The organism is Micromonospora sp. NBRC 110009, assembly GCF_030518795.1.
In the GTDB taxonomy this organism is placed as follows: domain Bacteria; phylum Actinomycetota; class Actinomycetes; order Mycobacteriales; family Micromonosporaceae; genus Micromonospora.
In genome coordinates this window covers 5,392,316-5,418,625 of the sequence record NZ_CP130427.1, presented here as the reverse complement: position 1 = coordinate 5,418,625, position 26,310 = coordinate 5,392,316, and the positions used below count along the sequence as shown (strand labels likewise).

The 26,310-nt window shown below is 69.1% G+C and carries 12 protein-coding genes and 1 pseudogene; 3 read left to right on the top strand and 10 right to left on the bottom strand.

What is annotated here, in order from left to right:
- Positions 1–92: 92 nt before the first annotated feature.
- The 5 genes from Q2K19_RS25615 to Q2K19_RS25595 form a co-directional block, all read right to left on the bottom strand.
- Positions 93–2,255, bottom strand: coding sequence for a helix-turn-helix domain-containing protein (locus tag Q2K19_RS25615; RefSeq protein ID WP_302764443.1), 2,163 nt, complete (start codon positions 2,253–2,255; stop codon positions 93–95).
- A gap of 78 nt (positions 2,256–2,333) precedes the next feature.
- Positions 2,334–2,708, bottom strand: coding sequence for a hypothetical protein (locus tag Q2K19_RS25610; RefSeq protein ID WP_302764442.1), 375 nt, complete (start codon positions 2,706–2,708; stop codon positions 2,334–2,336).
- Positions 2,698–6,162: a DEAD/DEAH box helicase family protein gene (locus Q2K19_RS25605; RefSeq protein WP_302764440.1), complete on the bottom strand. Its 3,465-nt coding sequence runs from the start codon at positions 6,160–6,162 to the stop codon at positions 2,698–2,700. Before Q2K19_RS25605 ends, Q2K19_RS25610 begins: the two co-directional genes overlap by 11 nt.
- On the bottom strand, positions 6,159–8,162 hold the full coding sequence (locus Q2K19_RS25600; protein WP_302764437.1) for a phospholipase D-like domain-containing protein: 2,004 nt from the start codon (positions 8,160–8,162) through the stop codon (positions 6,159–6,161). The genes Q2K19_RS25605 and Q2K19_RS25600 overlap by 4 nt, the downstream gene beginning before the upstream one ends.
- Positions 8,159–9,430: a hypothetical protein gene (locus tag Q2K19_RS25595; RefSeq protein ID WP_302764436.1), complete on the bottom strand. Its 1,272-nt coding sequence runs from the start codon at positions 9,428–9,430 to the stop codon at positions 8,159–8,161. Before Q2K19_RS25595 ends, Q2K19_RS25600 begins: the two co-directional genes overlap by 4 nt.
- Positions 9,431–9,607: 177 nt before the next feature.
- Between Q2K19_RS25595 and Q2K19_RS25590 the strand changes: the two genes are divergently transcribed.
- Positions 9,608–10,369: a DUF429 domain-containing protein gene (locus Q2K19_RS25590; protein WP_302764434.1), complete on the top strand. Its 762-nt coding sequence runs from the start codon at positions 9,608–9,610 to the stop codon at positions 10,367–10,369.
- Positions 10,370–10,684: 315 nt separating this feature from the next.
- On the opposite strand, the pseudogene Q2K19_RS25585 reads toward Q2K19_RS25590, so the two are convergent.
- A pseudogene (locus Q2K19_RS25585) lies at positions 10,685–10,927 on the bottom strand (hypothetical protein); the annotation flags it as partial.
- Complete coding sequence (locus Q2K19_RS25580) at positions 10,924–11,208, bottom strand: DivIVA domain-containing protein (RefSeq protein ID WP_302764432.1); 285 nt, start codon at positions 11,206–11,208, stop codon at positions 10,924–10,926. The pseudogene Q2K19_RS25585 and the gene Q2K19_RS25580, both read right to left, overlap by 4 nt.
- 137 nt (positions 11,209–11,345) lie before the next feature.
- Here Q2K19_RS25580 and Q2K19_RS25575 point away from each other — a divergent pair, with 137 nt between their 5' ends.
- Positions 11,346–11,540, top strand: coding sequence for a helix-turn-helix transcriptional regulator (locus Q2K19_RS25575; protein ID WP_302772746.1), 195 nt, complete (start codon positions 11,346–11,348; stop codon positions 11,538–11,540).
- Positions 11,541–11,635: 95 nt separating this feature from the next.
- Complete coding sequence (locus tag Q2K19_RS25570) at positions 11,636–12,157, top strand: hypothetical protein (protein ID WP_302764431.1); 522 nt, start codon at positions 11,636–11,638, stop codon at positions 12,155–12,157.
- A gap of 63 nt (positions 12,158–12,220) precedes the next feature.
- Here Q2K19_RS25570 and Q2K19_RS25565 read toward each other — a convergent pair whose 3' ends face one another.
- The 3 genes from Q2K19_RS25565 to Q2K19_RS25555 are packed head-to-tail and all read right to left on the bottom strand — an operon-like array spanning position 12,221 to position 26,241.
- On the bottom strand, positions 12,221–14,371 hold the full coding sequence (locus tag Q2K19_RS25565; RefSeq protein WP_302764430.1) for a UvrD-helicase domain-containing protein: 2,151 nt from the start codon (positions 14,369–14,371) through the stop codon (positions 12,221–12,223).
- Positions 14,372–14,426: 55 nt separating this feature from the next.
- Positions 14,427–21,050, bottom strand: coding sequence for an SNF2-related protein (locus Q2K19_RS25560; protein WP_302764428.1), 6,624 nt, complete (start codon positions 21,048–21,050; stop codon positions 14,427–14,429).
- Positions 21,043–26,241: a RecQ family ATP-dependent DNA helicase gene (locus Q2K19_RS25555; RefSeq protein WP_302772744.1), complete on the bottom strand. Its 5,199-nt coding sequence runs from the start codon at positions 26,239–26,241 to the stop codon at positions 21,043–21,045. The genes Q2K19_RS25560 and Q2K19_RS25555 overlap by 8 nt, the downstream gene beginning before the upstream one ends.
- Positions 26,242–26,310: the final 69 nt, after the last annotated feature.

The following is a 26,310-nucleotide window of genomic DNA, read 5'->3' as shown; positions in this document are numbered from 1 at the left end:
GGTGACAACGATTCAGCCAAATGCGGCTGGAGTATTAGAAGCTAGAGCGGCCCGCGACCGTGGGGTCCAGTCGCGGGCCTACTCCTGACCGATCAGTCTTCCGACGCGCTCTCCTCAACGAGCCGAACGAGCGGGACGATCACCCGCTCCTCCCATAGCCCGTTGACCATCTGCTCAAGGCGCTCCTCTAGCTTGGACTTCGTGGTGAACCAGCCCTCGAGATGATCCGCCACGCGTGACTTGAACCCTGGTCCGCGCCCCCACTCCGAGGCGCATCTTGCCCACACGTGAGACTGGGAGAGCGGTCCTCGGTACACCTCGACGCTGGCGAGCTGGGCCGCTTCGAGGAAAGCCCGCTTCGAATCCGCCGCGCTGGCGGCGATCTGGTCGATCGTGCGGCTGGCAAGCTCCAAGCCATCGTCGGCCTTAAGGGACTTCAGGAACGCGTCCAGACCGTTGAACCAGCTCTGGCTTCGGAGGTGGGCGTCTCGGGCGGCACCGACGCCTACCAGGTGCAACACGTTGAGCCCCGAGTAGTCCCCGTTTCGCCGCGTGGCTGCCCACAGCGTTGAGGCATAACGGACGCCGCGAATGGTGCTGATCGCATCGACATGGGCGAGGTGCTTCCGCGCGCCCAGCTGCCGATTCCCCTTAAGAAAGGAGTTGAGCCGGTTTGATACCTCCTCGATGGCGGCGTTGAGTGCCTGAGCCTCATGGTTTTCAATGATCTCTTGCGCTGCGGCACAAAGATCGAACAGGCGGTTCTCGACCCCCGTCCGCATGCGGTTTAACTGCCCGAACAGGGCGCCTCGGGCCGCTTCGGGCTTGTCGGCTTCCACGTTGTAGAAGAGCATGGGCACACCGGCGAGGTCGTCGGTGGCCAGCTCGCTGGATACCTGCATCTCCTTGAACTGGTAACCCTCTTCGTCGGTTAGCGCCTGCTCGCCGCTGTCGTCCTTCATCGAGCGAGCTTCGTCGGATCGCGGGAGTGCGAGTACCGCGACCTTGCCCGTGTCGAACCGTTCGGAGAAGGTCTGACGCATGTGTTGGAGCAGCAGGCGGGTGCTGGTTCCCGGAGCGTCGTTGAAGCGTGAGCAGAAGACAATTGCGGTGCGCGGGTCCTTGAGCCTGTGATCGAGGTCCTCTCGAACGGCGACATCGTCCACGCCCTTGGTGTCGATGACGGTGATGTCCAGCTCGCCGAAGGCGCGCCCGAAGTCGGGGATCAGGAGGTCGATGCTCTTGGGGAGGGGCACGTCCTTGAGTCGACCGTTGTTGACCGCCTTGAAGGTCTCGGTAACCCACTCCATCGGATGCGTGCGTGTGGCGCTGTCGTACCAAAGTTCGCGCCTCGTCCGGTCCTCAAGCCCGATTTTGGTGAGGACTCGGGTCCTGAACTCATCCTCGCTGTTGCTGGCCTTTGCCAGGTCCACCAGCGGGTCGCTGTAGACGACCTTGCCGTCGACAGTGGTGCGCTTGCGCCCCAGACCCGACATGTTGCGAATGGCGCGCTCGGTTTCCCGGCTGATTCCGACAGTCTCGGCGGCATCGCGCCGCTCGTCCGCGTGAACGATCCACCGTGCGGCGCAGAAGTCGGCAACGATCTCACGCATCTCGACGTCGGTCATGGGCAGCAGGGAGATGCCAAACTCCGGTCCGCCCTTGATGTGGACCTCACAGATGGTGGTACCGCCAGCGCCGGTCTCCAGCACGGGCCGCTTAATCGGCTTTTCGACCAAGGAGGGCGGAACGAGGAGATCGAAAATGAAGCTGATTGCCGTGGACTTGCCGACGCCCATCTCGCCGATGAAGGCGATGTTGTGGTCCGTTCGACTCAGAAAGGTCGCGGCGCGTTCAAGTGACTCTCTGTGCCTTTCCATCTGGCGGCGCAGAGGCCACGGCCTGTCTGGCACCTCCAGGAACGCTTCGATCTCGCCGAGTGTCTCCTCCGCGATCTCCAGACACGCACGTTCGGGGTTCCAGAAGGCCGGGGGCTCGACATACCGCCAGTCTCGCCCAATGTAGTCCTTGAACTCTCTGGCCTTTGGCGCGCCGAGAACCTCCAGAGCATCGAGCACACGGTCCAGATCAGCACTGGCGACCACGTCGCCCTTTTCGATGCGAGAGATCTTGCTCTGGTCGAACCCTGCTTTTTCTGCCAGGACGGACTGGGTGACCCCTGCCTCGGCGCGTAGACGGGCAACGCCCGCGCCAACCTTCCGAGCGAGCCTATACTCGGGCACCTTCACCTCCACGATGGATACATGCTACATATATGCAACATGTAGATGCTCTTGTCAAGGTGCGGTTCACTCGCGTCGAGCCCACCCGGGTCAGCGTCGATCGGCACCCGTCAGCTGGAACTCGTACCGGTCGGCCTCGCGGGCGACGGCGCGGACGACGGTCTGGAAGGCCTCCGCGCTGAGCCCCTCCTTCGGCGTCCAGCCGTGGGCGACCATCCGGCCGGACACGTCGACTCGGAAGCCGACCAGCCTGCTGTGGCGATTCTTCTCCCACGCCTCCCGGTACAGGCGGTCCCACTGGCCGACGACGTCTGCGCCAGCGACCACAGCGGTGAGGAGATATCCGTCCGCGCCGTCGTGGACGTGCACGGAATGCGACCGGCCGTTGGCGAAGGAAACCTTCACCTGCTTTCCCTTTGGCTGCATGTCGGCGGTCTCGCAGAGCCGCCGCCAGTCATCGCGCATGCCGAACATCTCGCTCCAACTCCGCCCTGAACTCCTTGAGCAGTCGATCGCGTTCGGGAAGGTGCTCACGTTCGAGCCCATCGGCGAGGGTTGTGACCCGCCGGATCAGTGCGGCGACCCGGAGCGTGTCGTACGCCGGCGCGGTGAGCAGGACGTCCTCCTCCACGGTGACGTCGTAGCTGCCGCCGCGGGCCTCGACGGTACCGAGCCGCGCCGGGATTCCCGCCGACCACCTCGCGAGGTCGTCCCACTGGTCCGTCGTGCTGATTCGCCCGATGGGGCTCACGCACCGGACGACGAGGTGCGAGCCTTCCCGTTCGAGTTGCAGGCTGAACGGCTGCTGCCGTCCGCCGGCGAAGACCACGGTGCCCAGGAGCGTGCCATCTCCGGGTTGGTTCCGCTCCCACTCCACTGCAAGGTCAGGCAGAGCGGCGCGTGCCACCGCGTTGAAGCGTTCGAACTGCTCCACGGCGAGCGTCTCGTCCACCGCCAGCGGCCGGTCCTGTCCGTCCAGGTGATCGGTGCGCACAGGGAAGGACGTCCGAAGCGGGTCGGCCGGCGGCGGGGGGACGTCCTCGTCGACCAGTGCTTCCCGGCTGACGTCGAGGTGGCCGTCCCCGGCCGCCGGCAGGATCAAGCCTTCGTGCATGAGCCGGAGGAAATCGTTGATCCTGCGCAGTACGCGACGGACCTGCAGGCGTTCGACGGTGTCGGTGAGGTGGGGGTAGTACACCTGCAGCAAGTCGTCGCCGTCCGCAGTGCCGTTCAGGGCGGTCAGCCGACGTTCGCTCTCGGACCGCACCCGGTCGATCCGCCCGATCCGCTGCTCGATCGCAGACGGGGTCCACGCGAGACCGTAGTGGTAGACGCGGGAGCAGAAGGTGTGCAGGTCCTCCCCTTCCTGAAGGAGGTCGGTGCAGATCAGCACGAGCGGGTATCCGGGGAGGCGGAACTGCTGCACGTGCCGGCTGTTGACCCGGCCGGACATCCCGGCGACCGGCTCCTGGGCGGTGAAGAGTCGGCTGACGAGGCTGCGCGCTTCTCGCAGATCAGCCCGCCGCGCATCTGGCAGGTTGGTGTCGAGTACGAGTTCGTGGTGCTCGGCCAGGGCGGCGAGTTCGTCCAATCCTGCCCAGGGCCGGGTGCCTGGTGGGGCCGCCGCTTGGCGTTCGAGTTCGTCAAGGTAGGCGGTGATCACCACATCCGATTTGTCGATCGCTGCGGAGGGATCCAGCGTTGGCAGGTGATCGGTGACCACGACGTACAGGTCGAGGAAGGCATGCCCGAGGCGGGCGGCGGCGGAGAGGAGTTGCGCGCGGAGGTGCTGCTCCCGGAACGACTTGCCGGGGTCGGTGGAGGTGGGTTCGGGCCAGATGAGGTTACGCAGCCGGGGCCGCTGCCGGAGTTCGGTGAAGAAGGTGGTGGTCTCCAGGAGGTCGGGGTCCGCCTCCGCCGACACGGCGCTCCGCTTCTCCGGGCGGTACAGCTCGCGCCAGATCACCTCGGCACATTCCCGATGTGGCCCCTCGCGGTGGGCGAGTAGTTCGAGCGCGGCGGCCTGGACGGCGTCGAACCGGGTGCCCCGGGTGGCCTGCTTCGCCTCGGTCAGGTAGTGGCGTGAGTGCTCCCGGATGAGGCGGTCGACCTTGTCTCGCTCCTCGCCGAGCCCGTCCGCCAGCGCGTTTGCGACGTGTCCGGGGCCGGCGCCGAGGAGCGCCATGATGTGGTTGTCGTCGAAGAAGGTGCCGAGCGCGCTGCCCTGGTTGCGGAACCGCCCCTGGATGGTCGCTCCGCTGACGATGCCGTCGGGTCCGGTGCCTCGGAAGAACCATGCGAAGAAGGTGTCCTGCCCGCCGGCGTCATCGTCCTCCCGGACCTGTTCTGCCGCCATCGGGGCGATCGAGTCGCGCTGCGACCGCTGTCGGCGGAACTCGTCGACGGCGTTCTCGAACGCCGTCGCATGTTGCTCCTTCAGCCGGCTGCGGAGCCGGTCGACGAGCCAGTCGCTGTACTCATCGTCGAGCTTGCGCTTGAGTTCGGTGACGGACGCGACCCGACGGACGAATACCAGGCCCTTGCGGCCGTCGCGCCAGGAGGTGGCGAGCGTACGGACGAGGGAGTCCATCTTGGGGTGCGGCAGCTCGCGGCCGAACCGCTGGAAATGGTCGCGGGCCAGGTCGTTGAGCATCGGTACGTCGATGCCCTGCCGCTCGACCGCGTCGGTGGCCTGCCCGGCGTCGTCGAAGTTGCCCTCGACGGCCTCCTCCGCGATGTCGTCGGAACTCTCGGCGGGGTTGGGCTTCTTCGCGGCGCTGGTTTCGAGGAACGACTCGAACGACGCCAGCATGCCGACCTGGAAGCGGGTGCCGAACCGCTCGTCGTCGAGCAGCTCACTAACCTTCTTCTGGACCAGCGCGACGGTCAGCCGCTGCCGGTCGTCCGTGATCCGGATCGGCTTGTCGTGTTCGCCGACGCCCCCTGCGCGCCACTCGCGGCGGTAGAGGTTCTTGGTGAGCCGTTGCCCGGAGACCTCCAGTGATGTGACCCGGCGAATCAGGAACTCCCCCGCGACGTCCCGCCGCTGCTGGTCGCCGGCGTTCGAGTCGCGTAGCAGTTGGAAGGGCTCAGCCAGCCCGAAGACGTCGAGCTGATTCCACAGCTGCCGGTAGTCGTCGTCCAGCGGTGTGGCGGAGAGCAACAGCACCTTGCCGGCCCGCGGGCCGTACTTCTCTCGCAGTCTCGGGTCGACGTCGGCGCGGTCCCGGCCGAGCACGGTGGCCAGTACCCGGTTCCGGGAGGACGACTGAGCGGCCCAGCCGTGCTTGAGGTTGTGCGCCTCGTCGACAATCACGAGATCGAAGTGCGGCAGCGCGGCGTTGATCGCCTGGGCGAACCGGTCCTTGATGACGTCCGCGTTGGCTCGCAGGTCGACCAGGTCGTCGGGCAGCCACGGCACCTGCGCGCACAGCCGGTCACGCAGGTTGCGGCGCTGCTGGGCGTCGCGGCGCATGGGCAGGCTGAAGCTGGGGAGCCGGACGAAGAAGTCACGGTCGGGGCCGACCGCGGTCTCCTCCACCAGCTCGATGAGACTCCGGCAGTGCACGAGCGGCCGTGCCGGCAGCCCACCTGGCATCCGCACCCGGAGATCGTCCAGGCGCACGTTGTTCTTGGTGAAGACGCGCTGCTCCCGCTGCCACTTCTGCTGGATGTTCTCGCGTGGCGCGATGACGAGCACCCGCAGGTCGGGCGTGAAGTGGCGCAGCAGCGCGACGACGCCGAGCGCCACGTACGTCTTGCCCATGCCGACCTCGTCGGCCAGGTACGCGACGCGGTGGCGCTGCAGGATGTTATGCAGCGCCACCGCGCCGTGTAGCTGATCCTTCGCTCGCTGCGGATTGCGGATCACCCGGTCGAAGTCCAGCAGCCGGGTGGCGGTGTCGACAGTGATCATCATGCGGGCACCACCGCCGTCTCGCCCAAGAACCGGGGCTCGTACCAGTCGAGAAACTCGGCCATCTCGGCGTCGTTGCGGGCGACGAGCTGCTCCCGCAGGGCGGCCCGCACGGTGAGCGCCCCTTCCAGGCGGGCCACCCCGGTCGGGTCGGCTGCCCAGAATTCGGGGAAGGCGCGGCGAACGTGGTCGGCGAGCTGTCGCGCGCAGAGCACCATGAGGTAGCGATCCAGCGGATCCCCGACGGTGTCGTTGGCCACCTGCTCGGCGAGGACGGGCAGGGAGTCGTACTTGGCGCCGAACATCCGGAACCGCGCCTCCTCGACCCGACCCTCGTCGAGGGCGTCCCCCACGGCGCGGCCCAGCGACGCGAATCCGTGGAACATCCCGGCGAACCGGTCGAAGATTGTGTCCTCACACTTGCCCGGCCGGCGCTCCACCGGCAGGTCCTCCCCCGAGCCGCGCAACGCCTCGCCGTGCTCGGCCAGGTAGGCGTTCCGCTGGTCGGCGGTGAGCATCGACCAGTAGCGCAGGATGTCGGCCGGGCTCAGATCCAGCAGGATCGACGGGCGGTGCGCCATGCCGGTCTCGTGGACCAGGACGATCCCGCGTTGGTCGCCGGCGACGGCGGTGAGGAAGCTGGTCTCGCGGAGCCGCTCGCGCAGCATCGCCGCGTCGTCGGCGGTCAGCACCGTCCAGACAGCGGGCTGCAGGTGGCCGATCTCGAAGAGGCGTACGCCCCGGTCGTACACCTCGATGGTCGGGCTGTCGGATGCGCCGTCCCACAGGACCTCGGCCTGCCCGGACGCCCAGTCGTACCGCGCCAGCAGCGGCACGTAGCCCTCGTCGGCGTCGTCGTCCTCGCCCTCCGGTTGCGCGAACGGCGGTGGCTCCTCAATCGCCTCCAGCCAGAACCGCGGGCGGCGGTTGACCGTCACCTCCGACAGCACCCCGGTCTCGATGTTGCCACCGCCGGAGTGCGCAGGGCTGGTGAGGTTGAACGACCCGACGAGGGTGACCTCCCAGTCCTTGGTGAAGAAGCGGTACAACTTCGCGTGCACGGTCCGGTGCACCGCTCCCGCCGCCTGTTTGCCCCCGCGCGCGAGAACCGCCTTGGGCAGCCGGCCCCACTCGCCGCCTCGCTCGCGTACCCAGTCGTAGAGCTCCGGGCGGCACCGCGCCCAACCGCCCTCCTCGGGCAGCAACACCCGCCACTTGCGCGGTTGGAAACGGTCGATCAGGGTCTCGAGCGGCACCGACGCGTCCGCCTTGTCGAGGTACGGGGAGAGCACTTCCAGATCCGCACCGTAAAGCCACTGACCGGCAGCCTCGTCGAGTTGGTCGACGAGGGCAGTAGCACCGCGCCGCCCGTTGAAGAGGAAGTGCGGGTGCAGCCGACCGTTCGCCGAGCGGTGCACGACCGGCTGCACGGTACGAAGCAGCCCGTGGATGTCGTCCAAGGCCGTCTGGGGGTCGAAGTTCTTGGTCATGGCCCGCAGGTACCTGAGGAACCGCTGAATCTCCGGTGCCGTCCGCGACCGGCCATACTCGGCGATCTCCTCCAGGTGGGCGCACTCGACGTTCTCCCACCAGCCCGCCTGCGTCAGGTTCGCCGAACCGGTGAACACCACCAACGACCGCTCTTGCGTCGACGCGTCCTGCACGAGGATGAACGCGTTCTTCGGATGGAAGTAGCCGGTAGCGGGCCGAACCGGGATTCGACGTACGTCCAGGCAGGCCGTTCCATCACCGGTCACGATCGCACGGGGGTCGTAGTAGACGGCGACGCGACCAGCGAGCGGGCGCAGCGCCTCCTCGAGCTGGAGCCGTCGGATGTCCGGGTCCTGATGCAGTTGGAATTCGAAGAGAGCAGGGAGGATCTCCCGCTCGAAGAAGCCGGGATCGAAGCGGAACGTGCAGAACGCTGCGGCCAGAACCTCGCGGCCGTTGATCTTCTCGCGCAGCGCCTCGGTGAGTACCGCCCGGGGAATGCCCTCGCTCACGCCTTGCCCTTCCCGATCGCCGCCAGCATGGACACGAGTGACGGGATGAAGTACGGGTACCACCACAGGTCGCGGATCTCGTCGCGAGTGGGCAGGCCCGCGGGCTCGTCGCGGAACCGCACCCGCAGCTGCTCCTGCTCGGTCACCTCCAGCCAGGCAAGCGCCCCGCCGCGCTCGCGCATCACCGTGGCGTTGCGCTCGGCCAGCGTCCTGATGAGCTGCGGATAGTTGCCGCCGGCGAGGGCCTCGGCGATGCGTGGCCAGTCGTGGCCAGGCAGCGCGGACACCGCCAGCGGATCGATCGAGTCCAGGTGCTCGCCCCAGGACGACCGAAGGTCAGCCACGACCTTGTCGAGGTGGGCGCCGTTGCGCCCGAGCAGGTAGCTGAAGAGCAGGGAGGCTGGCGCGAGCACGGATTCGCAGGCGATGACCCGGCGCACCAGGTCGGCGATGTCGCTCCATCCGTGCGACTCGGCGTCGCCGGCGATCGCCACCAGGTACGGCCGCGAGGGCCAGACGGACTCAGGTGGTCTGGCTTCGAGAAGCGTGGCGAGCCTGCGCTGCCGCCCGTCGGTCGGATCGCCCGGCCCGCCTTCGACCAGGTGGTGCCGGTAGAAGTCGACCTCCTGCTGTGACATGACCGGGCTGAAGACGCTCGCGACCGACTGCCGCTTCTCGTTGGTGCCGAGGTCGAAAGCCACTCGCTCCCGCCGCAACTCTCGGAGCAGGTGGCGGGCATCGGAACCCCACCCGGATTCGAGTCGCGGGAGGTAGACGGCGTCCACGAAGGCGGCCGCCTCCGGGGTGAGTCGCGCGGGGCTTCCCGGGGCGACGAGGCTGGACACTCGGGCCGGGGCGGTGTAGTTGCCGAGCAACCCCTCCGTTCGCTGGTTGCTGAGAATCTGGTGCTCCGGCTGTGCAGAGAGGTGCACCTTGCCGCCGTTGCCACCCGCCTTCGCCGCTCGCGCGGCGATCCGCTGCAGGCCGAAGAAACCCCGATGACCGTGTACGACGTGCCGCACGTACGCCGCCATCTGCTCCCAGATCAGGAAGGCGTTCGTTGGGCTGTCCAACTCGTCCGCGCTGGCGAGCTCGGCCAGACGCAGCCCGACGAGCAAAGTGGTGAAGCCGGACAGCGAGTCCGTGACGGTGGTGAGGTTGCCGATGAGCGGGCGGCCCGTTGCCGACCAGACGGCCTGCGCACCGAGGCCGTCCCGCGACCCCTTGACGCGTGCACGAGGGTCCAGATCGGTCAGGAAGAGCGCCACGGGCGTAATCATTATCAACTGGAATTCGAGCGCCAATCCTCCGTACCGGCATAGATCTCGGGCTTTCCGCCCCCGTGCGGCGGCATGCACGGGCCGGCCGCCGTCGGTGAATCGACCAGCCGCGAGCTGACCCGGCAGGCGATAGGCCCATCCGCTGCAGCCCAGTAGGTTGGGCGGATGCTGACAGCGGGGATCGACCTTGCGGCGGAGAACACCAACACCGCGGTGGCCTGGATCCGGTGGACGGCGACCGGAGCCGTGCTGGAGGAGCTGGTCGTCGGCGCCGGCGATGATGAGCTGCTGCGAGCGTCGTCGGCGGCGGACAAGACCGGGATCGACTGTCCGCTGGGCTGGCCGGAGCCGTTCGTGGAGTTCATCATCGCCCACCACCGTGGCGAACTGGCCGCCCCGACCGACCTGATCGGGCGTGACTGGCGCAGGAAACTGGCCTGGCGCCGCACCGACGTGGTGACCCACGAGCTGACCGGTCGCCTCTCGCTCAGCGTCGCCGCGGATCGAATCGCGCACACGGCCATGCGATGTGCCGCGGTGCTGGCGCGGCTCGCCGAGGACGGGCACCCCGTGGACCGCAGCGGCGGCGGAACAGTGGTCGAGGTCTACCCTGCGGCATCGCTGAAACAGTGGGGGCTCCCCTACCAGGGATACAAGGGGCGGCAGAACAGCGGTGCACTGAACGATCTGATGGACCAGCTGACCACCGATGCGCCGTGGCTGCAGCTCGGCGCCTTCGAGCCGACATGCCGGCGCAGCGACCACGCCATTGACGCTGTCGTGGCTGCCCTGACCGCTCGTGCGGCTGCCGTCGGCCAAGCCACCCGTCCCAGCGCCGATGACATGCCCGCCGCCACCACCGAGGGCTGGATCGCCCTACCGACCACACCACTGACGAGCCTCACCACCGCAAGCGCGAACGGTTGACCGTAGCGACATCGGCACAACGTCGCCGGCCACCTCCTCGCGCCGCCGGTGGTTTTGCCAGACCAGCGACCCGGTCACCGAAGCAGGCGGCGGGTGCAAGGGCCGTCGTGGCGGAGCTGCTCAGGCGTCGCTACGAGGTCACCCGCGACGACGAGCCCATCAACGTGCTCGACGACCAGCTTCAGCCCTCTCGCCGGCTGACCTCGGCTCTTTGATCTCACTTGACCGCGGCGCAGCCGGCACTTCCGGCCTGCTTGAGGCGGAGGCATCGCGCGAACGGCGGGCCATGCGCCCCGGCGTCATCGATAAACGGCGCACGCGGCGAGAGCACTCGCCGTCGTGGCCGTCGCGGAGCACGCACCGTCGGCCACCCTGCATCCGCACGTCGCAGAAGACGCGGTGCCGTAGGAACTGCTTGTCCTCCTCGGAGACGGTCATCTCCCCCGGGTCCATCATCGGCAGCACGGTGATCCAGCGTCCGACGACTCGGGCCAGGCGCTGCGCGGCCGGCAGGTCGTTCACGACGACGGGCAAGTGGATCACGTAGCGCCCGCTCACCGAACACGCTCGGCGTGCTCGGACTGCCATCGGCGCAACGCCGCCTTGATCCGAAGGTTCTCTTGGCGCTGCTTTGTGATCTCCGCGTGGAGGGCCAGCATGTCAGCAGCCACCCGGTCCAGGAAGGCGTACACCTGATCCGGGTTGAGGCCGCGGCGACCGAGGCGGGCGGGCGGGAAGCGGCGCTCACGCACCTGCCAAGGCAGCAGACTCGCGTAGGTGTGGGAGCGGTAGGTCACGCCACTGCTTGCCGGAACTGACCTCTGGTTGCCGACGTTCATCTCCTACCTGCCTTCCTTGCCACGATCTTGACTGCATGAACATGTGCACAGCCTACACGGTTAGGAAGCATATGAAGAGAGCATCTGCACAGCGCACACGTGTTCAGTTCGCATGCACTTAGCGTGACGGCGTGGGAATGCTTCGGCTGGTGGCGAGCCAGGAGATTCAGGAGATGCTGGGCGTCTCACGTACGCGCGCCTACCAGATCACCAACTCAAAGTCCTTCCCCGATCCCGTAGCTGTCCTGTCCGTCGGGCGCATCTGGCGCGCGGAGGACGTGGAACGGTGGATCAAGGCCCACCGGCGGGATCTGGCGGACTCGGAGGAGTAGCAGCCGGAGCACGTCCGGGAGGGCCACCTCAACCCATGAGGCGCCCAGCGCCATCAGGACTTCGGTATGAAGCATCGAGCCAGTAAATTCTCCACATGTCCCGGTCGTACTTGGTCGTTCTCGGTCACCGCGAGGCCATCGGTTGGGTGCTTCGCGAGCAGCGGATGGCATTCCCTTCGACGCCGCGGGCGGAGGTGGCGGCCCTCGGCGAGGGTGACCGGCTCTTCCTCTACGCCACACGCGGCGCCTGGCTGAACCCGACGCGCGACCGGGGCCGGGTCATCGGCCTTGCCCGCGCCCAGGGCGCCGTCCGCCGCTTCGGCGATCCGATCGAGATCGCACAGCGGATATTCGTGTCCGGCTGCGATCTTGAGGTCGACGGTCTTGTGCCGTACCCCTGCGGGTTGGAGTTGCAGCCGCTGGTGGGGCAGCTGGACGCGTTCCCGAAGCCTGAGGCGTGGAGCATCTACCTTCGCCGCGCGTTGCTTCGGCTGTCGGACGCCGATGCGGACCTGCTCGGTGCCAGGGTGCGACCGCTGGTCACGTCCCGCGAGGAGGCGCTTGGTTCCTACCCTTGGGCCAGGCCCGGCAGCTTACTGAGGAACGTCGCCGGTTGAGTCGCCGCTCGGGCACGGCTCGGCCGCCACGCTTCGAGTAGGACGATTGAGATATCACCGGCATCAGTCGCCGCCGGCTGCAAACTCTAGGAAGGGGCTGGGGCTACCACTCCACGAGACGTGCAGGGCCTCCCGGGCGCGTGTACTGGCGACGAAGAGTAGGCAGCGCTCGCGGAGCAGATCGTTGTCGTGCTGCACCTGGTCAACCTCGGCGGGGGTGACCTCCTTCTCGAACGGCAGGGCCCGGGCGGTGATCCCGACCATCGCCACGCAGCGGAATTCCAGACCCTTCATGGCGTGCATGGTGGCCAGTCGCACCCCGTCAACGGCCGCGCCCGGTTGGTCTCGCACACGTACCGCCGGTACACCGGCGGCGGTCAGCTCGTCGTGCACCGTATTGAGGGTGGTATTGAATCGAGCGCAGACGGCAATCTCGCTCGCCGCGACACCCTGATCCAGCCACTCCCGCACCCGCTTCACGAGGGCACGCATCTCGGCGTGGATGTTGGCGTATCCCTGAGCGTGCGGCCGCTTGCCGTGCAGCAGGGATCGGTAGCCGGTGAGGCTGTCCTCACCGTCTCCGCCAAGATCCTCGACTCGCGATCCGCTCAGCACCTCCGTCGACCAGGACAGGATCTCCTCGGTGCTGCGGTAGTTGATACGCAGCCGGCTGCTACGTCCGGCAACCGAGATGCCCAGAGAGTTGAGTGACACTCTGGAGTCGTAGATGCGTTGGTGTGGGTCGCCGGTGATGAAAAGATCGTCAGGACCGGGCGCGGCCGCAGCACGCAGCACCCGCCACTGAGTTGGGTGGAGATCCTGTGCCTCGTCCACCACCACGTGCTGGAAGCCATGCATGGCGAGGTCAGCGTGCTGCAGTAGGTCGGCCGCCCGCGCGCACACCTGAAGGTGTGTGACGGTGCCAGCGGCCGCAAGCTCCGCCGTGAACATCTCCACGGCGTCCCACACGCGGTCTCGCTGGCGCGGCCCCAAGGCCGTCCCTCTCCCCCGCCGGCTGACCTCCCGGTACGCCTCACGGCTGCGGATGTCATGCGCCAGCACCACGTGGCGGTACTCCTGGGCGAGGAACTGCTCCGGCCACGGCAGCGTCAGCCGCCGGCACACGCGCCGCCAGACCTGCCGCTCGTCCACGTCCCCGACGGGTGTGGGCACCCGTCCGGCAAGGGCGCGGACAGTACGGTTCGCGAAGGCGTTGACGGTGGTCACCTCCACGCGCGCCAGTTGCTTTTCGTCGTCGAGGAGTAGCGCCAGGTTCTCGCGCAGGGCGGCGGCCAGAGCATTGGTGTACGTGGTGAGCAGAATCCGGCTGTCGGACGAGCGGGACAGTAGGTGCTTGACCCGGTGCAGGGCGACCACCGTCTTGCCGGTTCCCGGGCCGCCGGTTACCTGCGCCGGCCCGCGGTAGGACATGCGATAGGCGGTGCGCCGCTGTGATGGGTGCAGGAAGACGCGCCAGGCGGCAAAGGGCTTTTCGAGAATCTCGGCCAGTTCGTCGGGTCGAGTCACCAGCATCATGCGAGTGGTGGTGTTGGCGATCGCCGTCGCCAGGTTCTCACTCCTCTCCTGAGTGGCGTGCGCCGGCCGGCGTTCCGCCACGACGTCTCGGTAGACCTCGTCGGGTGAGAACCCCTCGGCAAGGTACTGCAGCACCTCGAACTGGTCCTCGGGTAGCAGCGTTCCGAACGCTTCGAGCTGCGGCTTGTCGACGACGGTCCGGGCCGCTCGCAGCACCTGGTCGTCGATGCCGAGGTCCCGTAGCACCGTGTCCGAGTGGCGGGCGAACAGCAACGCCCGGGCCTGCGGCGCCGCCTTTTCCATCGCCTGGGTGATCTGTTCGATGGCGACGACGTCGCGGACCTCCAGGCCACGGGTCGCGCTGTTGACGGTGTAGAGCCGATTCGCCGCCCAGGTATACGCGTCATCGTGTGGCACGACGTTGAGCAGCAGAAAGGTATCGCTGCCGTCGTCAGGTGCCAGCACCACTCCGCGCCAGAAATCGGTGATTCGGATGGTGCGCATGCGCGAGTCTCTGGCATTGTTCACCGACTCAAGGTGCAGCCCCTTGTCGGCGTACAGCTCGGCGATGGTGAGCTGCTGAAACTTTTCCATCGCCTTGCGCACGCCGGCTCTGATCGGCTTTTCCAGGACGTCGTAGCTCTGCCAGAAGCTCTTCGCTAGAGCAAGATGAGGCATGGCGCTCCTCCTCGAGGTGACAGCGCGGACGCCCGATTACCGGGCAGCAGCAGGTTCATGAGTCCGTCCGCGGCTGCTGGACCTTGTCGCTCTCGCCCAGCATCCGCGCGACGGACTGCAGTGCTTCACCTTCCAGCTCCAGCACGACTCGGCCATCGTTGTCCCACCTCTCCAGGGACCACCGGCCCTTGTCCCGTCTGACGGTGACCTGGACGTGCCTCCCCGTGCTGTGCCAGGCCGCCCCTCGCAGCGATACGCCGAACTTCCCGCGTTCAAACAGCCCGACCTTGCGAAGGTCTGCGCAGGTCGGGCACCGCCCGTCCGGTCCCACGCACGTGCCGCAGAGCCGCCCACCACACAGGACGCAGGGGCGTACGGCATCCGGGCATGCGGCACAGGTTGCGGTCAGGCAGGTGCTGCACAGGGCAATCGACTCGACGAGGTGGTGCCGCCGGCATGCTGCCGCCTGGTGCAGCGGCGCACCGGTGACCGCGTCCCGCACGTACCCAAGGGTCTGGCCCGCAGGTATCTCGTAGCGGACAACCATCGTCTCCCCGGTGGGCAAACTCCACTGCTCCTCGACGGCCTGGCCGACCGTCACGTCAACGTCGATAACCTGGCGGCCCGCGAAGCGTGCCCGCAGCCCTCGCACCACGGGCTCCGGCAGGATAGTGGCGCCCGCGGGCGCGGAGGGCCGGGCGTGGGGAATGATCGCCGCCACGGCCGCGGTCGGGAAGAGCGCCATCCGGCCCGGCTGCCCGAACGGCTGCCGGTTGACCACGCGCCACGTTTGACGCGCCAGCAGGCGGCCACGCACGACGACCGGCCCTTGGATCTGCTCCACGGGCGTGTGGGCAACGACGGTGGCCAGGGTTCGCTCGCCGAGCAACTCCAGGCCGAGTGCTGCCCGCCAGAGGTCCAGTTCGGTGTCGTCGCTGATGCGGTGCCATACCGGCTTCTCGCCGCCCTGGCGCAGTCCGAGCATGATGTGCTCACCGACGGCGGCGACCACTGCGGTCCATCCGTCCATGGCAGTGGCGGCGATGATCTCCGGCCCCGGTTGCCAGCCCTCGAAGGCCCAGGCCGGCATCTGGTCCGGCACCTGCCAGCCCGCTCGCTCCTCGAACACCTCTTTCCCCACGGCTCGGCGCCGGATGAATCCGTCCGGGGTGAGGGCGAGCGCCAGCTCGGTGTGCTGGCGGCACGCAGTGGCGACGGTCCGGCGACCCGGCGGGGTGAGAGCCGCCGCTGCTCGTCGCACCGCGGCACGCCGGGCCGCCGGCACCGGTGTCGGCACCGCCACTTCCGCCCCTCCGTACAGGGCCGCGCTGAAGGCGCCCGCAAGATCTGGGTCCAACTCCCGCGAGCCTGGCAGGGCGGCAAGGTTGGGTGCGTTTCCGGCATGACGCACGCCGTCGGTCTGCACCACCCACTGGAAGGTGACGCCCTGGCTGCGCTGAAGCGTCAGCCAATCGACAGGCACGGGCACGGTCTCTGCGGGGACGGCACGCAGGTCGACGTCGCCGTTTCCGGCCAGGCGTGCGGCGCCCAGCCGCACCCGCAGCAGGTCCTCGTCGTCACCGGTGGCTGTCTCCCAGCGGCGCGGGCCGGAGGCCGAAACGACGGCGACCTCCGACCGGGTGGCGCTGTGCAGCACCGCCACAATTCCGCCGTCATCCTCGCCGAGGAGTACGGCGACCCCCTGGGCGCAGAGGTCAACCGGCAGTCTCCGGATCTGCTCGGGAGTAGCCGGGGCGAGGTGCTGACACGTGAGGCAGACCGGGCCGGGACCACAGGACTTGCAGACGTCACGGCCGCACAGCTGGCAGGCGCGCAGCGGCAGCTCCCGGGAGCAGTGGCCGCAGGAGCGGTCGCCGCAGCGCTCGCAGCGGGTTTCCGCCACGGTGGACGGATCATTCGCTCGGCAGCTGCCGCATGCCGGGCGGCGGCAGGACCAGCAGCCGGTGATAGTGCCGTCGTCGCCGCAGCAGGGCCCGTAGGCCTGGGCGCAGACGGGACAGCCAGCCACCTGCGCCTCATCGACCAGGTGGCCGCCGCTGTCCACGTACACCCGGCCGTCGACGGGGTTTCCGTCCGCCAACCTCGCAGCGACTGGCTCGCCGGGAGCGACGAGGATCCGTCCGGTACGCAGGTGCGCGTTCAGTGGTGCCGCTGGCGCCACCAGGTACTGCCGGGTCGCCGTGCCGTGCGGTGACTGCCACTGTTCGTCGACCGTTACGCAGTCGGCGACGGACACTGGCGCCACTGGTTCCGCCAGCCCGTCGAGCACGAGACGGAGCGCCTCATCGTTGGCGAGCCGGGCAGCGGCGAACTCCCCTCGGGTGTTGTCTACGAAGAGGAACCCCGTTTCCGGGTCACCCGTTGCCTCCTCCACGAGCGTACGGAGGGACTTCACTGTGCGTTTCACGGTGACGTCCGTCGCCGCGGTGCTGTAGCGCAGATGCGCTGCCGACGGCGCGGACTCGGGATGGCGGACCACCACCCTGTTCGTGGGTAGACCGACTGCCGCCACCGTCCGCGCCAGGTGTCCCTCCGCCTGCACCGTAGCCCCGGGGAGCCCGGGGACGAAGAGGGTGCTGCTATAGGTCCCATCGGTGAGCAGGCACACGTAGGAGCGGTGCAGGCCGTCCACCTCCACGCGGACCGGGCCCACGACCGCCTCCGCGATGGACCGGCAGAATGGAGCCACCTCGTGCCGGCTCACCTGCAACGGCTCGCCGTCCTCTCGGGCGAGCTGTGGTGCCCGGTCGCCGTCGTGCCACAACTCCCGGTAGACGAACTGGCCGTCGCGGACGTCGACCCGCTGCACGATCGCGAACGGCATCGCCGCCACCGCCGGGGCCTGTGGGGCTGGCTGGCTACGACGCAGACCGGCCAGGAGCGCGGCGAAGCCGACCTCGTCCTCAATGGCGACGGGTGGGCTGGTGAGGTCCGGCAACTCGTCGACCAGACCCGGATCGACTGCAGCCCCGGTCGCGGGCTGCCACGTCCACCACGTCGACGGCGACGCCTTCGCCCATACGCTGCCCGCGATCAGGTCGGCCGGCGTGACCTTCGGGGCTGCCGCGACCAAGCCAGTGCCCGCGGGCAGCCCCAGTCGGTGGGCCAATCCCCGCAGCCGCGCCCGGACCGGGTCCTGGGCATCCGGCGCGGACACCAGCGTCTGCCGGTCACCGCTCCCGTCGACGAGCACGGCGTGGCGCTCCCCGACCAGCAGGTAAGCGTCACCACCCAGGCGCCAGCCAGTCTCCCACTCGGTGTCCAGCTCCGCTGCGCGCTGCGGCTGGGCACAACTGGCGCAGAGGGGACCACCGTTACGGCAGGTCGCGCAGGACACTCGTTTGCAGCCGCGGCAGGCCTGCACGGCTCGCGTGGGTCCACAGGCCCCGCACCAGTCGGTCGTGCAGGTCTGGCAGGCCGACAATGCCGACCGGTCAACGACGTGACCGCCGCCGCAGAGGCTCAGGGTCGCGAGCGGCTTGCCGGTCGCCTCGCAGGTCAGACCGTGCTGGCCGAGGTTGCCCGTCCACGGGTACCGCAGTTCGCGGGCAGTGCCGTTGGTGTGCTCCCACCGTTCCACCACCACGAGCTGGTCCGAGCCGTGCATCTCGAGGGTGAGCAGCTCCGCGCGCAGCTCGGTATCGACGATCTTGGGTGTCGGCTTGCGAGCAGCCGCGATCGCTCGGTTCAGCTGGCGCTGCCGCTCCTCCATCTCGTCGTACGCCTGGTAGTCACGCCGTTTGCGCCATGCCTTCTCCGCCGCCGCGAGTTGCTTCTCCAGGTTGGCGACAAGTGCTTCCTGCGCCTCCCGCTGCCGGCGTTGCTCGGCCTCCTGGGCCTCACGCAGGTTCTGGAGCAGCTGCACGGCCGCCTGTCGATCGACGACATCCAGCACCGCCTTCTCCGACGTTTCCGCCGGCATGGCGGCGCCGTCGGGCAGCGATACCCGCCGGCGGTCGAGGTCGACGTCAGGTCCGACCGCCACGGTCACCAGCTGTTGGTTGCCGCTGGTGGCCCCCTCCTGCACCCGGTACGTCGCCCGCGCGGCCCACTCCTGCGCCGGCTCGATGTGGCGTTTGACCAGCTGAACGTCCAGGCTGTGGGCGACCGCCGGCTTCTGGTGCACATCGGGGATCGCTGCGACCGTCCCGGAAAGGTCTCCGCGTTCACGCAGGACCTCCAGTAGCTCGTCGAAGAGCTCGGACCCGACGACGCAGAGCTGCGCCTCCGGGTGGTGATCCAACGCGGCGTTGGTGAAGGCGAGGAAGAGTTCCCGGCGGCCACCCAGGGACTCGGCGAGGTCGTCGGGCAGGGTGGCGACGGTGAGCCCCTCGGCGGGCTGCGTCAGCGACGCCCCCGCCGCCGTCAGGAATTGGCAGACAAACCGCTCGAGGTCCTTCTGCCGGCGGCGTGGGTGCTTGGCCGCCTGCGGCAGCAGCTCCCGGGCTTCGGGCTGCGCGGCGCGCTTGCGTCGCTCCTCCTGCCGTTGGGCGAGCCAGTCGCTCAGGCCGGCGTCGGCGGTCATCATGGTCATGGCCCGGCTGCGGGCCTGCTCCAGCTCGTTCCCGAGTTCGTTCAACCGGCTCTGCATGCTGGCGTCGCTCTTGGCGTAGAGCGCCTCCAGCACCCGGTTCTCCATGCTGGAGTCCTGGGTGCCCTCCAGCTCACCAAGGACCGTCACCACCTGTCCGAACAGCAGCTCGAACATGGCCAGCTTGTCGTGGAGCAAACGGTAGACGGCCTCGTCGAGGGTGTCCCGGGCGAACAGGTTCGCGATGTACACGTCACGGGTCTGGGTGAGTCGGTGCACCCGGCCGATGCGTTGCTCGACCCGCATCGGGTTCCAGGGCAGGTCGTAGTTGAGCACGCAGTTGCTCACCTGCAGGTTCTGGCCCTCGGCGCCGGCGTCGGTGGACACCAGGACACGGGCTCGGCCAGAACGGAAGTCGGCGACGGAAGCGCTGCGGGCGGCGTGGGTCATCCCGCCGTGGAAGGGTGCGGCGCTGATGCCGGCGCCGTCCAGCAGCCGGAGAATGCCGGTCAGGGTGTCGGTGTGCTGGGTGAACATCAGCACCCGCCCGTGCTCGTCGAGCCAGCGCTGGACGACCTCCAGCGCGGTCTGCTCGCGGGAGGTGTGCCGGATGTCCCCCGCGAGGTGGCCGATCTCGGTGAGGAGCTGCCGCAGCTGACGGTCCGGTTGCCGCTCGGCCATCCGCAGGGCGCTGCGGGATACCGCCTGCGGGGAGGCGGTCAGCCGCAGCGCGAGTTGCCGGCGGCGCATGGTGTCGGCCGGTCCGGTCATCCGATGCCGCAGCGTGTGCAGGAGGAGGTTGTAGAGCTGACGCTCGGGCGGGGTCAGCACGACGCCGTGGTCCTGCGGAGGCATCCGGTGCACGCGGTCGACCCCGGCCTGCTGGCGGGTGGTACGCACCACCACGCTGCTGATCAGCTTGCGCAGTTCGACCGCATTGACCGGGCGGCGTGGGTCGTGCGGGTCGACGAAGCGGCGAGCGAAGTCGTACTCGGAGTCGAAGGTGCCAGGGCGCAGAAGCTCGACGAGTCGGTACAGCTCCAGCAGATTGTTCTGCACCGGGGTGGCCGATAGGAACAGCGCACGGGGCGCCTTGGCGACGAGTCCGCCGACGACCTCGCGGGTGCGTTTCGCGCCGGCGCCGGACAGGCGGTGAGCCTCGTCGACGATGACCAGGTCGAACCGCTTACCGAACCGTTCCGCATTGCGGAGCGCCAGCTGCAGCGTCATGATGATCCGGTCCTGCTCGAACGCCCTGGCGTCCTGGCCGCTGGCCACCACAGTGAAGTCTTCGTCGAACTTGTCGCGCAGCTCGTCGCGCCACTGGTCGCGCAGCGGGGCCGGGCAGATAATCAGGATCCGTTGCGCCAGCCCCCGGAGCATGAGCTCCTTGAGAACCAGGCCTGCCTCGACCGTCTTGCCGAGGCCGACCTCGTCGGCGAGGATCCCTCGCCCGCCCATGCGGGTCAGCACCGTGCGGGCCGCCGCCTCCTGGTGCGGCATGTGTTCGATGTGCGCCGCATCGATGGCCAACAGCTCGTCGAACTGGTCCAGGGTTGCCAGGCGCTCCCCCTCCAGCCGCAGCTCGACCGCGTCGGCCGGGTCCCAGCCACGGTTCTTCAGCGCGCCCACGGCGTGCTTCCGGGCGCTCTTGAGGAAGCCGATCTTCCCGTGCCAGGCGTACTCCTCGCGCTTGCGCAGGCGGTACCGGCCTCCGGTGCTGGCCCGACGCAGAGGGCTGGCAGCGGACCGCGCAGCGGCTGCGCCGCTGGCTGCGGGGAAACCCGGCGCGGCAACGACAGCGCCGGGAAGGCGCATCGGGTACGACAGCTGGGCTCCCGGGGCGGAGACGACGAGCCGCAGCGGGCCCTCGCCGCGGCGCTCCAGTCGCAGCAGCCCTCCTACCCGTGCCGTGTCCTGCAGATACTCGGCCAGCGACTCGCCGTGCAGGCGTCGCCGGCCGGCGACCCACGCCACGGCTAGCGACTCGTCGTCCACGACGAGGGCCAGGTCTGCCGAGTGGCTGGGAAGCCCGAGCCGGGTCTGCTCGACCGGGCCCAGGGAAATCTCCCCGTTCTCCAGCAGTGCCGCCGTGATGATCCGCTCGACACTGACCAACTCACCCACGCCGGCCCCCCAACCGTTCCCGCCCGGCACCCGTGATCGCCAAGCTGGTGTAACTCCTGCCGTCCCTGCTGACCTCGTCAGATACGAGGAGCCGCTCGCCGATCAGGCGAGCGGCCGCTTCGTCCCACCGCCGTTCGGCCCCGCGGACGTAGCGGAGGGCGCCGAACTGCGGGCAGCGCCGCAGGCCTGCCCCGATGGGATGACCGCCGGGCAGCACTTCCGCTCCCAGGACGGCCGCCCGCAACCCGACCGCGCCGTAGCGGCCGGTCCGCAACGTCGACGCCCAGGCCACCGCCTGCAGGACGGTAAGGTCCACGTTGACCAGGTGTTCCGGATCCGGGACCGCCGAAGCGGGTAGATCATGCCACGCCGGTCGCCCGCCGCAGGCATCGCACGCCTCCCGCTGATCCCCGCAGGCGTAGGCGGGGAACCCGAAGTAGCGGACGATGTCGGCGCGCCGGCACTCCGCGCTCCCGACGTACGAGATGACCGCGTTGAGTTGCTCGCGCTGCCACATGCTCCAGCGGCGGATCTCCCGCGTCAACCGGACGCTGTCCACCTGCCCCGTCCGGAGCCGAAGGCGGCGGTAGCGCTGCGACGAGGAGAACGTGACGAGCCGGTCCAGGGACCAGGCGACCAGGTCTCGTTCCAGCTCGTCAGGGTCGATGCCGTGTTCCTGTTCCAGCCGGTCGAAGTCGATGCGACTGCCGACCTGAGGCCGCAGCCGCAGCAGCACTGACATCTCCCGGAACCGGCGTCGCTGCTGTTGATCCTCCGGCTCCCGGACACCGACATGCACGGTGCCGCGCGCCGAGCAGTCGGGCAGCAACTCCACCGCGCCGGCGCGTTCCAGCCAGCCCAGAAGGACGTTGAGCTCGTCCGGGTCGACGCCGGCTGCCTCGGCCAGTTCCTCCTGGTGGAACACCGCGTCCCCGCCGCGCGTGCGCTGGCCGCCCAGCAGGCTCAACACGCGCTGCGTCAGGGCACGCCGGTCGGCGTCGGTCGTGTCGGCCACCTGCGCACGCCGCCGGGCGATGTCGCCGCCGCTGTAGAGAAGAACGCATTCTCCGCGCAGCTCCGGGGCCCGCGCTGCACGGCCAGACTCCTGCACGTACGCATCCAGCGACTCCGGCAGGTCGTAGTGCACCACCCAGCCGACGTCCGGCTTGTTGACGCCCATGCCGAAGGCCTTGGTCGCCACGATGATCTGTGTGGTGCCGGCGAGGAAGTCGTCCTGGACGGCTTCGCGCTGCTCCGGCACCATGCCCGCGTGGTAGTGGCGGGCGGCCAGCCCTGCGCGTCGGAGCAGCGCCCCGATCTCCTCGGTGACGGCGCGACGCGACGCGTAGACGATGCCCGGCGCGGAGCCCATGGCGGTGGCGATGCGCAGCAGTTCTCGGGCGCGTTCCCGTTCGTCGGCGACCTTGGTGACCTGGAACCGAAGGTTCGGACGGTCGGAGGGCCGGCTGACCGTGACCGGGTCGCGCAGCTCGAGAGTGGCGATGATGTCTTGGACCACCGGCGGGGTGGCGGTCGCGGTCAACGCCATGCGCGGCGCACGGTCGAGATGGGCCACCGCCCGGGACACCTGGCGGAATTCGGGCCGGAAGTCGTGCCCCCAGTCACTGACGCAATGCGCCTCGTCCACGACCAGGGCGGCGAGGTCCTGTCGCTCCAACGCGACCCGCAGCACCGGATCTCGCACCAGCCGCTCCGGCGACACGTACAGCAGCCGCACCTTGCCCGCCGCGAGATCCCGCAGGATCTCGGTGCGGACGGTGGCTGGGGTGCTGCCCGTGATGCCCTGCACTCCGCGCAGGCCCCGGCGGCCGCGCAGGTCGTCCAACTGGTCCTTGATGAGTGCGACGAGCGGGCTGACGACCACCGTCGCGCGGTCCTCGGGACGCAGCAGCGCCGGCAGCTGGAAACAGAGCGACTTGCCGGTGCCGGTGGGCAGGATCCCGACCGTGTCAGCGCCGGCGAGGTGGGCCAGCATCAGCTGCAGCTGCGGCTCCCGCAGCTCCTGCACGCCGAACAACAGGCGCGCGCCTTCCCGCAGCTTCGGCTCCGGGTCCTCCCCCGGCATCAGCCGCAGCCGCTGCAGAATGGCGTCCACCTCGTTGCCCGCCAGCGCCAACGCCTCGCTCAGGTCCGGTTCCTCACCGGTGACAAAGCGCAGGGCGTAGCGCCAGGCGTCGTCCCGATCGACGGCGTGGTACAGCTCCGGCCCGGGCATGGTGGACAGCAGCAGGCGGTTGGCACTGCTGGGTGACTGCATGCGTCGATCGCCGATCAACGCCACGCCCCGGTCGGTCTCGCTGCGGATCAGCCGACCGAAGCCCTGGGCCAGCAGCACTGCCGTCTTCGGCACCACGTAATCGAGGAAGGGGTCTCCGCCCCGGTCCGTGATGGCACGGATCCGGGCGCTGACCACGGCGTCGTCGGGGTGGGGGTAGGGCGGCTTCTCGATGACCAGGTAGCTCAAGGTCTCGCCAGGAGCGTCGAAACCCTGCCAGTACGAGCGCAAGCCGTACACCACGGTGCCGGGATCGGCCCGGAACCGGTCGGAGATCTCCGCCCGTCCGGCCTCCCCCTGGACCAGCAGTCGCACCCCACGGTCGGCGAGGGCGTCGCCCTGCTGCCGCACGAGCTGCGCAACCTCCTCCATCCGCCGGCGCGCCGCGAACAACGTCATGGCCCTGCCACCCGTCAGCGACAGCAGCCCCACCTGGTCCCGCGCGAATTCCTCCACGAACTCCTGTTCCTGGCTCGGAACGGGCACCGGCAGGTGGTTGGTGAGGACCACCGCGGACTGGGTGGCGTAGTCGAACGGGCTGCGCAGCTGGCGGCCGTCGAACACCCCGGGCTCGCTGCTGCCCGGCTCGACCCGGATGCCCAGCCGGGAGGCGACGTAGTCGAAGGTGCCGCCGGTGGTGAGGGTGGCGCTGGTCAGGGTGACGCTGCGGGCCGGGCCGACCACGGCATCGGCGAAGGCGGGGCCGACGTCGATGGGGATGCACTCGAATGTCCAGTCGGACTGCGCCTCAGCGGCCTCGCCCTCGGACGGGACCCCGGTCGGCACGTCGGCCGAGAGCCGGTACACCCACAGGTGTTCGTCCGGCAGGCTCCGCAGCCGCCAGAGCACCTGCACGGTCTCGGTGACGGCATGGGTCAGCCCGGTGAGGCGGGACAGCACTGTTCGGAGCAGCCAGTGGGAGCTGTCGTCGCTCTGCGCCACACGTGCTCGTGCCGCGGCCTCCGCCGTGGTCAGTTCCTTCTTCAGCTCGCCCAGCCGGTGGCTGATTTGCCGGGCCTCGTCGACGAGCTGCCGGTACTCCGGGCGGGCGTGGACGACGCCAGTGCGGGGAACTGCGGTGCGCGTCGCGCCGCCGTATTCGTGCAGGTACCGCAGCACCGCGCTGGTGACGGTGTCGCAGTCACGGCGGAGTTGTCGAGCCATGGCAGGCAGTTGACGTCCGGTCCCCAGGTCGATGCCGGCGGCGCGCAGTTGGCGAAGCTGCCGGTCGAGCCCGGTCCGCCCGTCTAGCCGGGTGGCCAGGCCGAGCAGTTCCCGCCGGCTGACCGTCTCCGTCCAGGCGCTCGTGAGGGAATCCTCGAGGTCGTGGGCTTCGTCGAACACCAGGTCGCCCGCCCCGTCGGCGAGCACGTCGCCGGGGCTGCGCGCCCCCTGCTGGGCGAGCCGGGCCCACGTGGCGATCAGGGCGTGGTTCACGGCCAGGACGCCGGGGCGCTCCCGCATTCCGTCGAGCCGCTGGAACAGGGGGCAGGTCGCCAGCCACGGGCAGTGCTGCCGCTCGCAGGAACGGGCATCGGTTCGCAGCGTGTCGCGCGTGGTTCGGTAGGCCGGCCGCCGGCTACTGAGGTGGTTGTCCGAGATGTCGTCCCACACCCCGGTCTCGCTGACGGCGAGACCGCGAATCGCCACCGCCAACGCCAGCCAGTGATCCGGCTCGGCGTCCTCGTCCGATCCGTCGAGCGCCGCACCGATCTCCCGAGGGCAGATATAGTTGGCGACGCCGAAGAGCTGGCGTAGCGGAGCTGTGAAGAGCCCCTGGTCCCGCAGCCGGGTGACGTCGCGGCGCAGCTGCTGTTGCAGCACCTTGGTGGCGGTGGCGACCACGACCGGCCGACGCTCTCCGCTGGCGCGTCCGCCGGCGGGGGTGAGGTAGGCCATGGACTTCCCGGTGCCCGTCGGCGCCTCGACGGCGAGCAGCCCACCGTGGTCCAGCACCTCGGCGACCGCCACCGACATCTCATGCTGGGCCGGCCGCGTGGCGTAGCCCCATTCGGTGAGGCGGCCGAACACCTGACGGACGGCCTCCCCCGCCGACCGGAACTCGTCACCGAGCGGCTGGAGCAGTGGATCCTGGGCGCAGGTCACCCCGTCGCGGGCCCGCTCGGGCAGCAGACCGTCCGGCAGCAGACGGGCCACGGCGGATCCAGCCGCCGCCAGGCACGCGCGGGTGAGCTGCCAGGACGGCTCCGACGGCTCGATGCGGTGGATGAGCGCCGCCAGGCATTCCGCTGCCGCCGCGGCGTCGTCGGCGGGGTCGTCGCCGCTGGGTACAACAACCCCCAGGGCCGTGCACAGTTCCCCCAACCGTTCCGCGGGGCGGGTGGGGTCCTGCACCAACGCCAGCAGCCGCAGATCCACTCGAACGTCCGGAAGACCTTCGCGAACCTGCTGCGGCAGCTGCGACCAGTCGATGCCGTGGCCCACCACGCACGCCGCCTCGGCGACGAAAGTGCGCAGCTCTTCGGGCCGTTCCGCAACTGCGGGGAAGTGCTCGAACTTCCCGTCGCTCATCCGTACGGCGGCCAGCTCGCCGTCGACACCCGGTGACTGACCGACAGCGATGACGACGCAGTTGGTGAGCGCGATGGGCGCTGGGAGCGACGTCTTCCTCCAAGCCGGCACCGCCGAGCGGCCCGGCGGCTCAGGCGACTCATCTTCGGTCTGGGACGGGGCCTCGGCGCCGGTCTGGGATGGAACAGCGAGGCGGCCCTGGTCGTCGAGGACGAACGCGTTCGGGAACCGTTGCGGCAGCTTCGCCAACCGGGCAGGGGCGAGCACGATGCCATTGGCGCGCAGGAGCGTAGAGATCTCCTCGGGGGGCAGCGGACCCCGTTGCAGCAGCAGATCGCTGGCCGCCGTGAGATTCGGCGGCATCACCGGCGACACCATCTACTTCCCCAGACCCCCGTGCTGCCCAACGTGCGGCAGGAAAGGGTCGGAAAC